The 14,713-nt window shown below is 36.2% G+C and carries 18 protein-coding genes; all 18 read right to left on the minus strand.

Translation table 11 applies throughout. The features are described 5' to 3' along the window. Positions 1-15: 15 nt before the first annotated feature. The 18 genes from O1A01_RS16680 to spoIIM all read right to left on the minus strand — a co-directional run bounded on the left by O1A01_RS16680 (position 16) and on the right by spoIIM (position 14,642). The gene (locus tag O1A01_RS16680) at positions 16-1,488 is read right to left on the minus strand and encodes a spore germination protein (protein ID WP_270064513.1); all 1,473 of its coding nucleotides are present in this window, start codon (positions 1,486-1,488) and stop codon (positions 16-18) included. Continuing rightward, positions 1,439-2,047 carry a stage V sporulation protein SpoVABEA gene (locus tag O1A01_RS16685; protein ID WP_270064514.1) on the minus strand — a complete coding sequence of 203 codons (609 nt, stop codon included), beginning with the start codon at positions 2,045-2,047 and terminating at the stop codon, positions 1,439-1,441. Before O1A01_RS16685 ends, O1A01_RS16680 begins: the two co-directional genes overlap by 50 nt. Positions 2,048-2,053: 6 nt before the next feature. Beyond that, positions 2,054-2,404: a stage V sporulation protein AE gene (spoVAE, locus tag O1A01_RS16690; RefSeq protein WP_066421743.1), complete on the minus strand. Its 351-nt coding sequence runs from the start codon at positions 2,402-2,404 to the stop codon at positions 2,054-2,056. 2 nt (positions 2,405-2,406) lie between these two features. Next, positions 2,407-3,417, minus strand: coding sequence for a stage V sporulation protein AD (gene spoVAD / locus O1A01_RS16695; RefSeq protein ID WP_066421741.1), 1,011 nt, complete (start codon positions 3,415-3,417; stop codon positions 2,407-2,409). An 18-nt stretch (positions 3,418-3,435) separates the two neighbouring features. Beyond that, entirely contained in the window at positions 3,436-3,888 is a 453-nt protein-coding gene (gene spoVAC / locus O1A01_RS16700; protein ID WP_066421739.1) for a stage V sporulation protein AC, read from the minus strand. Between the two features lie 12 nt (positions 3,889-3,900). Further along, on the minus strand, positions 3,901-4,323 hold the full coding sequence (locus O1A01_RS16705) for a stage V sporulation protein AB (protein ID WP_066421737.1): 423 nt from the start codon (positions 4,321-4,323) through the stop codon (positions 3,901-3,903). Next, a complete protein-coding gene (locus O1A01_RS16710) occupies positions 4,313-4,933 on the minus strand; it encodes a stage V sporulation protein AA (protein ID WP_066421728.1) in 621 nt (206 codons plus the stop codon). The genes O1A01_RS16705 and O1A01_RS16710 overlap by 11 nt, the downstream gene beginning before the upstream one ends. Before the next feature lie 434 nt (positions 4,934-5,367). Beyond that, positions 5,368-6,126, minus strand: a complete 759-nt coding sequence (sigF, locus tag O1A01_RS16715; RefSeq protein WP_066414574.1) for an RNA polymerase sporulation sigma factor SigF — start codon at positions 6,124-6,126, stop codon at positions 5,368-5,370. A 13-nt stretch (positions 6,127-6,139) separates the two neighbouring features. Next, positions 6,140-6,580 carry an anti-sigma F factor gene (spoIIAB, locus tag O1A01_RS16720; RefSeq protein WP_066414571.1) on the minus strand — a complete coding sequence of 147 codons (441 nt, stop codon included), beginning with the start codon at positions 6,578-6,580 and terminating at the stop codon, positions 6,140-6,142. Beyond that, the gene (spoIIAA, locus tag O1A01_RS16725) at positions 6,580-6,930 is read right to left on the minus strand and encodes an anti-sigma F factor antagonist (RefSeq protein ID WP_066414563.1); all 351 of its coding nucleotides are present in this window, start codon (positions 6,928-6,930) and stop codon (positions 6,580-6,582) included. Before spoIIAA ends, spoIIAB begins: the two co-directional genes overlap by 1 nt. Positions 6,931-7,041: 111 nt before the next feature. Further along, positions 7,042-8,208 (minus strand): D-alanyl-D-alanine carboxypeptidase family protein, encoded by a 1,167-nt coding sequence (locus tag O1A01_RS16730; RefSeq protein ID WP_066414561.1) that lies wholly within the window; start codon positions 8,206-8,208, stop codon positions 7,042-7,044. Positions 8,209-8,452: 244 nt separating this feature from the next. Then, positions 8,453-9,754, minus strand: a complete 1,302-nt coding sequence (locus O1A01_RS16735; protein WP_066414558.1) for a pyrimidine-nucleoside phosphorylase — start codon at positions 9,752-9,754, stop codon at positions 8,453-8,455. A gap of 88 nt (positions 9,755-9,842) precedes the next feature. Further along, positions 9,843-10,658, minus strand: coding sequence for a purine-nucleoside phosphorylase (locus O1A01_RS16740; protein WP_066414556.1), 816 nt, complete (start codon positions 10,656-10,658; stop codon positions 9,843-9,845). Between the two features lie 12 nt (positions 10,659-10,670). Beyond that, positions 10,671-11,858 (minus strand): phosphopentomutase, encoded by a 1,188-nt coding sequence (deoB, locus tag O1A01_RS16745; protein WP_066414554.1) that lies wholly within the window; start codon positions 11,856-11,858, stop codon positions 10,671-10,673. A gap of 317 nt (positions 11,859-12,175) precedes the next feature. Continuing rightward, the gene (xerD, locus tag O1A01_RS16750) at positions 12,176-13,066 is read right to left on the minus strand and encodes a site-specific tyrosine recombinase XerD (RefSeq protein ID WP_270064515.1); all 891 of its coding nucleotides are present in this window, start codon (positions 13,064-13,066) and stop codon (positions 12,176-12,178) included. 4 nt (positions 13,067-13,070) lie between these two features. After that, complete coding sequence (locus O1A01_RS16755) at positions 13,071-13,298, minus strand: YqzK family protein (protein WP_066414550.1); 228 nt, start codon at positions 13,296-13,298, stop codon at positions 13,071-13,073. Between the two features lie 132 nt (positions 13,299-13,430). After that, positions 13,431-13,889 carry a ferric iron uptake transcriptional regulator gene (gene fur, locus O1A01_RS16760; RefSeq protein WP_066414547.1) on the minus strand — a complete coding sequence of 153 codons (459 nt, stop codon included), beginning with the start codon at positions 13,887-13,889 and terminating at the stop codon, positions 13,431-13,433. 114 nt (positions 13,890-14,003) lie between these two features. After that, entirely contained in the window at positions 14,004-14,642 is a 639-nt protein-coding gene (spoIIM, locus tag O1A01_RS16765) for a stage II sporulation protein M (RefSeq protein ID WP_066414544.1), read from the minus strand. Positions 14,643-14,713: the final 71 nt, after the last annotated feature.

Here is a 14,713-nt window from a genome sequence, read left to right on the forward strand (position 1 = left end):
GTCTATTCTCACCAATTATGTTTGGCGTTGGCGATTACGGGGATGAGTGATATTTGGTCTAACTTTTGAGCCAGGGACTGCTCTTCTTACTAATATCATCATTAACGCTTTAGGGCTAAACGGAATAAACGGCCATAAGTATGGTGTGTTTAGTGATCTTATACCAGCTAAAATAATTATAAATATAGTTGAACCGACTACAAATCCTACAGTATGGAATATAGCTACTAATATTAATAAAACGAGTCTTGCAATTTTATTGGCTACACTTAATTCATAGCTAGGTGTTGTAAACGATCCAACAGCAGCTAATGATACATATAAAATAACTTCAGGTACAAATAGTCCAACATCTATAGCAATTTGACCAATTAATACGGCTGCAATTAAACCCATTGCGGTTGATAGTGCGGTCGGGGTATGAATTGCTGCCATTCGCAAAAATTCAATACCTATATCTGCTGCAAAAATTTGTACAATAATTGGGATGTTCGATTGTTCAGAAGGTCCTATAAATGCTAATGGGTCTGGTAAGAGTGTTGGTTCTAATACAAGTAAGAACCAAAAAGGTAGCAAAAAGATCGATGCTAAAATACCTAAAAACCTTACCCAACGAACAAATGTACCGACTGTTGGTGATTGACGATACTCTTCAACGTGTTGAACATGATGAAAAAAAGTAGTAGGAGTAATAATAACACTCGGTGAAGTATCTACCATAATTAATACATGTCCTTCTAATAAGTGAGTAGCAGCGATATCCGGTCTCTCTGTATATCTAACTAACGGGAATGGATTGTACCCCTGTTTAACAAGAAATTCTTCTACCGTTTTATCCGCCATCGTAATTCCATCAATATCAATGGCCTTTATTTCTTTACGGACTATATCAATTAAATCCGGATCCGCAATATCTTTTATGTACGAAATACAAATATCTGTTTTGGAACGCTCGCCTATTTGTAAAATTTCATTACGGAGTCGCTCATCTCTAATTCTACGTCTAGTTAACGCTGTGTTAACGATAATATTTTCAACATAACCGTCCCTAGCTCCACGAACAACCTTTTCTGTGTCCGGTTCTTCAGGATTACGACCTGGATAAGAACGTGTATCTACAACAAAAGCTGTGTCTTCACCCTCAACAAAAATGACAATTAGGCCACTTAATACTTGATCGATAGCTTCATCTAATTTTTCTATATTTTCAACTTGTTGATGAACTAATCGATTCTCTATTAATGCTGGAACTTTTGAAGACTTACGTTCCACATCGTTGAGATGAAGTAACGATTCCATTATCTCAATAATAAATTGTGTATCACACAGCCCATTTACATAATAAATATTTATTTCTTTATTTAAAATATGTATTTTACGCATGCCTAAGTCAAAGCTGTCACCAAGACCTACTCGTTCTTTAAAAAACTGCTCATTTTCAGAAAGTGTCGGTGATATCGGCTTCATGTTTGTTCCATTTTGAGACATCGTAGCCACTCCTCTCTAGAATAATTTCTACTGCCTTTTTCGTTACTGGTGCCCCATTCTTCACATCATCAATTCGAGCCATTTTTCCAATATCTCCAACTCCAACGATAATCGGAACATTTAATTCATCTAAACAGTAAATTGTATCACCATTTATTCTTCCAATATCCATTTCTTGTATACCACTTTTATCTACACCATAAGGACTTACTTCTCCAAATCTATCTACCGTTATATCAACTTTAGCCCACTCTGAATCATGTGTTTTTGATGCAACAGCTATAATACCTAACACTTCAATAGAAGGATCATTAGCGACATATTTCAACGCTTTTTCACCAAATCCCTCACCTAAAAAACCACTATCATCAAACATAACAAACACAGGGTCATATGGAGCTTGATGGATTAACGTAACGATTTCTTCTCCACATAACTTCGTCGGATTACCGAATGAGCTCGAAATACATCGTCCCCCATAAAATTTCGCAACGTATTGAATTGTTTTTTTTGCATATTCATCTCCATCTGTTACGAGTATGACCCTTCGTTTTCCCATATAAGATTATCCTTTCGGTTGAAAAATAAGTGCGACAATAAATGCAAACAGAATTGCAGCTGAAATACCTGCGGATGTTAACTCAAAAATTCCGATACCTATTCCAATAAAGCCATGTTTTTCGGCTTGTTCCATAGCTCCATGTAGTAGTGAATGTCCAAAGCTTGTAATTGGAACAGTAGCCCCCGCTCCAGCAAAATCAATTAATCGATCGTACAGGCCAAATACGTCTAATACAGCACCAGCAACTACGAAACTACTCATTACATGCGCTGGTGTTAGCTTAAAAAGATCCATTAATAATTGACCAATAATACAAATAGTTCCACCAACAACGAATGCAACAACATATTCCATTTTTAAGCGTCCACCCTTTCAAGTACTACACCGTGTGCTATCGTCGGGATTGATTCCTTTTGTTGTATTAAAGTTGGGTTCAATAATGCCCCAGTAGCAACTACGAACACCTTATTTAAATTACCTGATTTCAATTCATTAATAATATGCGCATATGTAACTACTGCCGAACACGCACATCCACTACCACCTGCAAAAACATTTTGATCTGGACGAAAAACCATTAATCCACAATCATTATGCCTAACTGTAATATCGTAGCTTTCTTCCATTAAAAGTTCTTTTAATATCGGACTCCCAACACCAGATAAGTCTCCAGTTAAAATTAAATCGTACTCTTCTGGTTTTACTTGAAGGTCTTGCAAATGAGTTTGAATCGTATCTGCTGCAGCAGGTGCCATTGCGGAGCCCATATCAAACGGATCCGTAATACCTAAATCGACTACTCTTCCAATGGTAGCCTTTGTAATTTTGACTGGACCTTTTTCTTTCGACACTAGCGCTGTGCCTGCGCCAGTAACAGTAAAGGTTGCAGAATCCGGTTTTTGTCCACCATATTCTGTAGGATACCGGAATTGTCTTTCGGCCGTTGCATTATGGCTACTCGTTGAAGCTAGTGCTCGATTAGCGAAACCACCATCAACTAGAGCTGCTGAAACAGCTAACGTTTCCATTGAGGTGGAGCATGCTCCAAACATACATAAAAACGGAATTTGATTATGCCTTGCGGTATAATTCGCTGTAACATTTTGGTTTAATAAATCTCCAGCTAAAAAAAGGTCAATATCTTGATAGGTTAAGTTCACTTTATTTAGGCAAGAGTTTATAGACTGCTCCATAAGACGCCTTTCTGCTAACTCCCAATTTTCTTCTCCGCAATGAAGATCATCATGAGTATGATCGAATAATTTTCCTAATGGACCAGCAGCCTCTTTTGGACCTACTGCAGTTCCAGTTGAAGTGATATAAATAGGATTTTCATAAACCCATGTTTGTTTACCAATTAACCTCATGAGTAATCCTCCTTTTTATTAAAATGTGGATGTTAATAAATATCTAATAATTCCTAAAACATATGCTGCTACAACTCCAAAAACAATAACGCTACCAGCCAACTTGAACATATTAGTAGCGATACCTAACACGATACCTTCAGTTTTATGTTCAAGTGCTGCACTCGTCATCGAATTCGCAAAGCCGGTTACGGGTACAGCCGATCCTGCACCGGCAAATTGTCCAATTTTATCATAAATCCCGAAACCCGTTAGCAAGGCCGCTATTAAAATGAGCGTTGCCACAGTGGGATTTCCAGCTGTTTGTTGGGTAAAGTTAAAATTATAAATATAAAAGTTCTGGATTAATTGTCCGAACGTACAAATTAAGCCGCCGATTAAAAAAGCCTTTACGCAGTTGACAACATATGGTGGTTTCGGCTGGAATTTTTTTATATCTGCTTGGTAATTATCTTTTAGTTTGGATGGCATTTACATCCCTCCCTATAAATTTACATAAATGAGCCATTGATAAAGTGAACCTACAATCTTCCCAAATACTAAAGCCATGATGAGAAACGTAATTTTACCGTCAATACCTATTCGCTTTGCTAAAATCGGAAGAACGTTCAATACTTCAGTTAATGCAGCAGCAACCATGCCAACGAATAACCCGCACAACAACCCTATAGGGGCAGTATAGAAGATAGACAAATTAAGCTCGACATCATGTAAGGAAATCCAACTTCCAAACAAAGCACCTAGAATAACACTCCACTCGTAAGCTCTTACCGAATTTTCTGTTTTAGATAATTGCGTAAGTCGCGGAATAATACCTAGTACGGTTAAAAATGCTACAAAGCCCGCCCCTACTGCGAGGCCACCTGAAAGTCCTAAAAATATGACAAAAATGATATTAATCGTCATTTATCTTCTTTATACTTTCTTTATTTTCATGCATGATAACGTAGTGATCTAAGTCTTGTTGATAGTTAAACATTTCAACTTCAAGTGGACTTGGCTCTTCGTTTAAACGTTTCCGAAAAACATGGTTAAAAAACAAAATCATCCCTAATCCAAGACCGATGGAATAAGGGATTTGTAGAAGTAATGGATGATCATCCGCTAAACCAGTAATGGATTTGAATAAACGCTGATGCACTTCTCTCATACTTACATCTTCATGAAAGTTCATAATCGTTAATGATGCACCGAAAAATAGTAGTAGCCATACACCGAAAAATAATGCTGGTCTAAACTTCCTTTTTTTATACAATACTTCTACAATCGTTTGACTTGGTCCAATTGTCTCGATATCAAAATGGCTATTCACTTTTCTAATTTCTTTCACAACATGGATTAGATCTATTACAACAATAGATTGATCTGCCATATTCAATTGATGTAGAATAATTGGTTTTATTTCGTTTGCAATTTGCTCGTTTGCTACAATTTGTGCAATATCTCCTACTTTTATTTGCTGATTAGGCTTGGCTTGAATTTTATGACGTAGACGAATATAAACTGTATTATCCATGCCTTCCATCTCCCCTACGATACTAAAAAAAACTGTCCTGTATATGTAGTATGGATTGTTGGTCACATTACCATGCAAAGGAAACTCTTCCACCAAAAATTAACAAACCTAAAAGCAGAGGGCGTTCGATCAGCGGCGTACAAACTGGAGCAGTCCGGTAGGAGATATAGGAAACACGGCGAACGACAGAGAGGCGATGTTGACTTATCGTACAGACGGACTGGGAAGTTTGTTAGCCGCTAACGCCCGGAGCTAGACAAGAAAAGTGCAGGTGGCTCGTTCAGGTCCATCAAACTGGAGCTTTTCCACAGGAAATAAAGGAATCACAGCGAACTTAGTTAAGCTGATGATACTTTTTGTACAAGAGAAAAAGTGAAGGGCAGAAGGGGCTCGCTTAGGTCCACCTTTAAAAATACAAAAAAAGATCGTATGGATTACTCATCCATACGATCCTTCATTTGAGATAATATTTTCTTTTCCAGCCTAGAAACTTGAACTTGTGATATCCCTAAACGTTGAGCGACTTCCGTTTGCGTTTGATCTTTATAATACCGTAAATATACAATTAGTTTTTCTCGTTCGTCTAAGTCTTCAATTGCTTCCCGTAATGCAATTTTATCAAACCAACGATGTTCATTATTATCAGCAATTTGATCAAGCAATGTAATAGGATCACCATCATTTTCATATACTGTTTCATGAATAGATGTTGGGGCGCGAGCTGCTTCTTGAGCCAGAATGACTTCTTCTGGAGTAATCTCAAGGTGTTCCGATATTTCATTAACGGTTGGAGCTCGGCCTAAATTTTTGGAAAGTTCGTCTTTTGCTTTTCTAATTTTATTTGCTACTTCTTTTAGTGAGCGACTAACCTTTACACTTCCATCATCTCGAATAAAACGCTGAATTTCACCAATAATCATTGGAACAGCATACGTTGAAAACTTAACATCATAGGATAAATCGAATTTATCAACAGATTTCAACAACCCGATACATCCAATTTGGAATAAATCATCCGGCTCATAGCCTCGGTTTAAAAATCGTTGAACGACAGACCAAACAAGTCTCATATTTTTAGAGACAATTAAATCTCTAGCATCTTGATCACCAGTTTGACTCTTCTTAATTAAATCTTTTACTTCATGATCGGTTAAATACGGTTGCGCTTTCTCTTTCTTGACCTCCACATCCATAAGCATGAACTCCTTAATTGCAAAGTGCTTTGCTCTTTGTTAAATATTTTGTCATTTGGATTGTGGTGCCTGTTTCTCTAGTTGAGTGTACTTCTACTAAATCCATAAAGTTTTCCATTATCGTAAATCCCATACCTGAACGTTCTAATTCTGGTTTTGTCGTAAACAACGGCTGCCTAGCTTCCTCGATATCCTGAATACCAATTCCAGTATCTTTAATTGTAATATGTACAGCACCGTCTTCTAATTGAACGGAAATATACACATGTTCATTCGGATTACTATTGTATCCGTGAATAATAGCATTCGTTACTGCCTCGGAAACTACTGTTTTAATTTCTGTTAATTCATCCATTGTAGGATCAAGTTGCATAATAAATGCTGCGACTGTGACCCTTGCAAATGATTCGTTTTGACTCACCGCTGAAAATTGAAGGTGCATTTCATTTTTCATTACGCCACCCCCAATTTCTGAAGTGCATTTAGTTCACTTTCTTCCAAACGAATAATTTTAAACAATCCACTCATTTCAAATAAACGTTTTACAGCAGGAGAAATAGAACATACAACCATTTCTCCACCTATGCTTTTAATTTGTTTATATCTACCTAAAATTACCCCTAGTCCTGAACTGTCCATAAAAGCTAACTGTTCTAAATTTAATACAATGTCCGTAATCGAATGGTTTTCAATAACCTCGGTCGCTCTTTCCCGTAGCTCCTCTGCTGTATGATGATCCAATTCACCAGCTAAACGAATACATAAAACATTTTGTTTCACTTCTAAATCAATGGAAAGACTCACTGCACGTTCCTCCTTGTAGTTCTAGTCAGTGAGTCATTTCTATTTTTATTTAGTGAAATCCTGCCTCGATGACAAAACTAGTGTCATTTCGCTAAAAGAAATGGTTCTTCGTCAATCATTCACTTTCGTAAACTGCCCCATTGTTCTTTTAAATAATTTCCACCATGATGCCGCTGGGCTATCTTCCCCAGCTACTAACTCACTCTCAGAGACAATTTCATCTCCTTTTTTCAATGTAATAGTACCAACTGGGTCACCTTTTTTAACAGGTGCTTGAATTTTTTCATTTATTTTTATTTCTTGAATGACATCATCTACAGTTTCGGATTTTTTTGTTAACATAGAAATTGGCTCAGAAGTTACCGCGTCAATCTCTTTTTTACTACCTTTACTAACTTTCACTTTTGCTACAGCTTCGTTTCTATCAAACATTGGATGAGTTTTATACTGCGTAAATGCAAAATCTAACATTTTGGATATTTGTGCATTGCGATCTTTCGGTGTTGGTGCTCCAAAAACTACGGCTATTACACGCATATCATCCTTTTTCGCAGTAGCTGTTAAACAATATTTAGCTTCTTGTGTAAATCCAGTTTTAAGCCCATCGACACCTGGATAAAATTTAACAAGACGATTCGTATTAACTAGCCAAAATTTCTTGTCCGTATTTTCTCTTAAATAGTCTTCGTATTTTCCAGTATATTTTGTAATATCTTCATACTTTAATAATTCTTTCGCTATAATAGCCATATCGTATGCAGTACTATAATGTTCCTTCGCAGGTAGGCCCGTTGGATTTTGAAACTTCGTATCTTTTAATCCAAGCTCTTTAACTTTGTCATTCATAAGTTGAACGAATGCTTCTTCGGAACCGGCAATTCTTTCGGCCATGGCAACAGACGCATCGTTTCCAGATGCAATAGCAATTCCTCTTACCATTTCATCTGTTGTCATTTCTTCACCTGGCTCTAAAAAGATTTGTGAGCCCCCCATTGAAGCTGCATGCTCACTTGTTCGAATTTTTTCATCCCAAGTCAATTCTCCTTTATCGATTGCCTCCATAATGAGGAGCATTGTCATAATCTTCGTCATGCTTGCTGGAGGAAGCTTTTCATTCCCATTTTTCTCAAAAAGAACTTGCCCTGTATCCCGTTCAATTAACATGGCAGATTTTGCGGTATCTACTAATTGAACACCAGATTCTTCCGCAGAAACGATTGTTCCGAACGCGGAAAATGTAAAAATGATTGATACAATTGCTACAAAAAACTTTTTCACCTTAAAAACCTCCAATCTATGTCCATAATTGTTATATTTTCCAAAAATATAAGTTTTAAACAAAGGTTTTGAGAAAATAAACTTTTTTGAAGGAAAAGTACATTTTTGATAAATGTGGGGGTTGTGTATGATTTCCTATAGATTTGTAGACTTATTAGTGGGGAATAGAGACAAAAGTGTACTAGTTTACGTTTTCAACCTTAATAAAAACACGCCACAATAGTGACGTGTTTGATCGAGTCAGTTATTCTACTTTATCGTATACTAATGGCGGTACAGTAACGTCTCCGCTAACTATTTTCATGCTTTCGTAAATCTTTTCTTTCACTTCTTCAATATTTTCATGATTGCTATGAATAGTTGCTAACGATTCACCTATTTTCACTTGATCACCAATTTTTTTGCGCAATACAATTCCAACTGCTAAGTCTATTTCAGAATCTTTCGTTGCACGACCTGCACCTAACAGCATTGCTGCCGTACCGATAGAGTCCGCTACAATTTCAGAAACGACGCCATCTTCTTTCGCTTCTAATTCCATTATATATTTTGCTTGTGGAAGATTTTCAGGATTGTCAACAACAGAAGCATCGCCACCTTGAGCACTTAAGAATGTTTTTAAAGTCTCAAGTGCTGCTCCTGAACGAATTACTTCTTCCAACTTAGTACGTGCCTCTTCTATGCTTGAAGCTTTTTCAGCTAAGTAAACCATGTAACTACCTAATGTTAAACATAGCTCTTCTAAGTCTTTCGGTCCTTCTCCACGAAGCGTGTCAATTGCTTCTTTAACTTCTAAAGCATTGCCTATTGCATACCCTAGAGGCTGACTCATATCTGAAATAACAGCCATTGTACGACGACCAACGTTATTACCGATATCTACCATTGCACGAGCTAGTTTCTTCGACTCTTCTAGGTCTTTCATAAAAGCACCAGCACCAGTTTTAACGTCTAAAACGATAGCATCTGCACCAGCTGCGATTTTTTTACTCATAATAGAACTAGCGATGAGCGGTATGCTATTTACAGTAGCTGTAACATCCCGTAATGCATACAGCTTTTTATCTGCAGGTGTTAAATTACCACTTTGTCCGATAACTGCTACTTTATTTTTATTTACTAATTCGATAAATTGATTATTGTCTATTTCAACGTGGAAACCTGCTACGGACTCCAATTTATCAATTGTACCACCTGTATGTCCTAAACCACGACCAGACATCTTTGCAACTGGAACACCTACAGCAGCTACTAAAGGTGCTAACACAAGTGTTGTTGTATCACCTACACCACCTGTACTATGCTTATCTACTTTGATTCCTTCAATTGCGGAAAGGTCAATCGTATCACCAGATTGAACCATAGCCATCGTTAAATCTGCACGCTCTTGGTCTGTCATACCTTGAAAAAACACAGCCATTGAAAACGAGCTCATTTGATAATCTGGGATAGAACCGTCTGTAAAACCTTTAACAATAAAGTTGATTTCATCAGATGTTAATGTTTTTCCGTCTCTTTTTTTCTCGATTAAGTCTACCATTCTCATGTTAGAGCACCTCTTCTTTATCTCTTTATAATGGTTGGCTGAACTTTAAAGTTTTTCAGCCCGTCATAGTGTGTACTTGTCTTGCTAGTTACATCTCTTGAATAATGGACTTTACAAATGATAAGAAATTCTCACGGACTTTTTCTGTCGTTTCCATCACTTCATCATGTGTTAAAGGTTGATCTAAAATTCCAGCTGCCATATTGGAAATACAAGAAATACCTAATACTTTTAATCCACTATGTCTAGCGACAATTACTTCTGGTACAGTTGACATACCGACCGCATCCGCTCCTAACGTACGAAGCATACGTACTTCTGCAGGTGTCTCATAAGTTGGCCCTGTATTACCAGCGTATACTCCTTCTTGAAGTGGAATGTTTAGCTTACTAGCAACCCCTTTTGCAACGGATCGTAACTCTTTACAATATGCAGTAGACATATCTGGAAAACGATCGCCAAAATTACTATCATTCGGTCCGATTAATGGATTTGTCCCCATCATATTTAAATGATCTGTAATAAGCATTAAATCACCAGCGTTAAATGATTCATTCACTCCACCTGCAGCGTTCGTTACAATTAATTGTTCCACACCTAACAATTTCATCACGCGTACTGGGAATGTTACTTTTTCCATCGAATATCCTTCATAAAAGTGAAAACGCCCTTGCATAGCTATAACCGTTTTCCCTTCTAATTCTCCGATCACAAGTTGTCCAGCATGTCCCTCAACAGTTGAAACAGGAAAATCTGGAATTTCACTGTAAGGGATCGTCGTTGCATTATTAATTTCTTCTGCTAAAACTCCTAGACCAGAACCTAAAATTAGACCGATTTTCGGATTAACTCCGATTTTTGATTTAATATAATTTGCTGAGTTTTGTATTTTCTCCATTGTCATTTGAATTTCCCCCTATTTCAATTGTTGTAAAAAACTTTTACCGAATTTTGGTGCTTTTACATTAAAGTTATCCGCAACAGTTGCTCCAACGTCTGCAAATGTTTTGCGTATTTCTAACTCTTTGCCACCATCTGTCATGGATGGTGAATAAACTAGTAAAGGCACATATTCTCTCGTATGATCTGTTCCTGGAAACGTTGGGTCATTTCCATGGTCAGCTGTAATGATTAATAAATCATCTTCATTAAGTTTATTCAATACTTCTGGTAGACGGGCATCAAATTCTTCTAACGCTTTTCCATAACCTTCTGGATCTCTACGATGTCCATACACTGCATCAAAATCTACAAGATTTAAGAAACTTAACCCTGTAAAGTTCATCCCGGATGTTTGAACTAATTTATCCATTCCGTCCATGTTAGATACTGTTCTCAGTGACTCCGTTATTCCTTCACCATCATAAATATCTGCAATTTTACCAATTGAAATACAATCAAAACCGCTATCTTTCAATTCATTCATAACGGTACGATCAAATGGCTTTAATGCATAATCATGACGGTTTGCTGTGCGTTTAAAATCGCCTGGTGTCCCGATAAACGGACGAGCAATAATACGACCTACCATATATTTTTCATCTAGTGTTAATTCGCGTGCCATTTCACAAATATCATATAGTTCATCTAAAGGCACCACTTCTTCATGAGCAGCAATTTGAAGAACAGAGTCTGCTGATGTATAAACGATTAGAGCACCTGTCTCCATATGTTCACTACCTAATTCGTCTAAAATCTCTGTTCCAGAAGCAGGTTTATTTCCGATAATTTTACGACCTGATCTTTTTTCTATTTCATCTAATAATTCTTTCGGAAACCCTTCAGGGAACACACGGAAAGGTGTATCAATGTATAACCCCATAATTTCCCAATGACCAGTCATCGTATCTTTACCTACTGACGCTTCTTCCATTTTTGTATAAAAAGCTAAAGGTTTTTCTGCTTTTTCAATTCCTTTTAGCTCACGAATATTGCTTAGCCCTAATTTCGCCATATTAGGCATATGTAAACCGTTTAAATGTTCCGTAATAGAACCTAACGTATCGGATCCTGTATCACCAAACTTTTCCGCGTCCGGTGCTTCTCCAATCCCTACAGAATCCATTACTACTAAAAATACACGTTTATATGTATAAGAACTCATATAAAAACCTCCTAGTTATAAAAAAGCCGTTGTATAAGTGTTTAGTACTAATATGTATTGTATTTTTCCCTCTTTCATTCACATTAACCAACATTATAACGGACTGAAAAAGTCAGAAGTCTGACCTCTGATAGTAACAAGTATAAACAAGCGCTTTCATATATGCAATGAATTTTTTGTGAAATAATAGTGTCCTAGTGTTATTTTTTTCTGACCCTTAAACAATAGATTCTATAAAAAAATTAGGCCGTTCCTCTCAGCATGATGTACTCAGATTCAACAACATAAAAAGAAGCTACTCTTCTTGAGTGGCTTCTTTACGCTCGTGGATGAAACATGCTATACACATCTTTCAATCTTGTTTTTGTAACATGTGTATAGATCTGAGTTGTTGAAATATCTGCATGTCCTAGCATCTCTTGAACAGATCTTAAATCGGCACCATTTTCAAGTAAATGAGTTGCAAATGAGTGTCGTAACGTATGTGGTGTTAAATCTTTTTGAATCCCTGCTTCTTTTGCTAATCTTTTTAAAATCTTCCAAAACCCTTGTCGAGACAAGCCTTTTCCATGATTATTTAAAAACAGTGCATCCGTCTCTACCTTTTTAAGTAATGATGGTCTACTAGCTTCTATATAATGTTGGACTGCTTTGGAAGCAATATTACCTATAGGGATAATTCTCTCTTTATTTCCTTTTCCAATACATCGAATAAAGCCCATCGTCAAGTGGGCATCCGAAGTCTTTAAGGAGATTAATTCTGATACACGCATACCTGTTGCATATAATAACTCTAACATCGCCTTATCTCTAACTTCAAATGGAGTTTTTCCTTTCGGTACTTCAAGTAACGCTTGTACTTCTTCGACTGATAGTACTTTTGGTAACGGCTTGTCTGGTTGTGGTGATTCGATATGTACAGTCGGATCTTGCTCTGTTACTTTTTCTCGGAGTAAAAACTGATGAAAAGAGCGAATCGATGCAATATGCCTTGCAATTGTTTTAGATGATTTTCCTTTTTCGTGTAGAAAGTTTAAAAACTGAAGAATATTACCTCTCGTTACGACATTCAAATTGTCAATATTTTCTACTTTTTGAAGATATAAAAGATAGCTTTTTAAATCTCGTTCATAAGAAATAATTGTATTGTCCGCTAACCCTTTTTCTACTAATAAAAAATGTAAAAAGTCTTGTAAGTGATCTTGCATATCTCTACTCCCCGAAGTGATAAAAGAATACTAGTCGCTGAAGCCAGCTATCGTTTTTCTCCTCCACCATTTTTGCTACTTTAACCGCTGCCCCTTCTGGTTCATCATAACGGTGGTAGTTTTCATACTCTTGATTTAACCATACGATTCCATAATAGAAAAGTACAGTGCAGCCAGTAAATAAAATAAATACTTTTAATGTATGATAAGTAGTCTCAAACATTCTCTTCATATTTTATACCCTCCAATTGGACATACTTCCTAATAGAAAGGTATGACAAATTATGAAGGAAATATACATAAAAATGAAAGGAAAAATAAAAACGCACAATATCTCATAAGAAATGATGTGCATTTTAACTGCTTAAGCATTATCTTCATTTTCTTCTTCTTGACATCGATGGCATATTCCGTGGAATGTTAAACGATGATCTTTAATCTTAAACTTCCAATCTCTTTCTACAATTGATTCTACATCTTCTAATAAATCATCTTGTATTTCATCTACGGAACCACACTCCATACATACTAAATGGTGATGGAAATGCTTTGCTCCTTCTTGACGTAAGTCGTATCTGGAAACACCGTCTCCGAAGTTTATTTTGTCAACAATTTTAAGTTCAGTTAATAATTCTAACGTACGATAAACGGTAGCTAGTCCGATTTCAGGTGATTTTTCTTTTACGAGGAGGTATACATCTTCTGCACTTAAATGATCCTCTTCATGCTCTAATAAAACACGTACGGTTGCTTCCCGCTGAGGAGTCAATTTGTAGCTAGCAGAATGTAATTGTTTTTTTATCCGTTCAATTCTGTTTTCCATTAAGGTTTCCCTCCTACAAGGTTTCCACTATATTTTACCGAAGGATTGAGAAACTGTAAAGAAAAATATAATCATTACAAAGAACCATTTATAATCATTATTATCTAATACTATTTATAATATATTAATAACCGCTTTCATCATCATTGGTGATAAAAATGCTTCTACAAAGGAAGATACTCCTAAAACAACAAGTAGGATGCCCATTAATATAGAATAACGTAAAAATGATTGAAAAAACGGCTCGGTGATTCTCTTTGCAAAAAGTTGACGAATCATCTTCATGGAGAAAGCTACAGCTAATGCAGTAACGATTATATAAACAGGAATAGCAATCGTATTTTGCGGAAAAATCGATGCAAAGGATAATAAAAATCCTTTCCAACTAAGTTGATTAACAATAAAACCTACTGTAAAACCTACAACTACTCCCTTTAGGAATAATAATATTAAAATGACAGGTAACCCAATAATGGAAATTCCTAAAACCCACATTAACAATACAAAAGTTAATTTTTGAAAAAAGCTTTGAAAGAAAATATCCTTACTACTTGCTAGTTCCCCATTAGCAACTTGTCCAAAAAAACGTTCTACATATATAAAGAGATCATGTTTTTGACTAAAATTCATACTATTAACAACAATTGCCCCAAAAATGACCCCCATTATAAATAATACAACAATAAATAAATACAGTGAGGAATACTCTTTAAAATGTAAAAGCAGCGTATTAAACCGTGAATGTTTTTTCATCTCCTAATTCCTCCTAATAATCTGTAACTCTTTTTCACTTACTAGATTGTATGAAAAAAGCTAGAAAGTAT

The sequence above is a fragment of the Sutcliffiella sp. NC1 genome (assembly GCF_027594365.1).
GTDB lineage: Bacteria > Bacillota > Bacilli > Bacillales > Bacillaceae_I > Sutcliffiella > Sutcliffiella cohnii.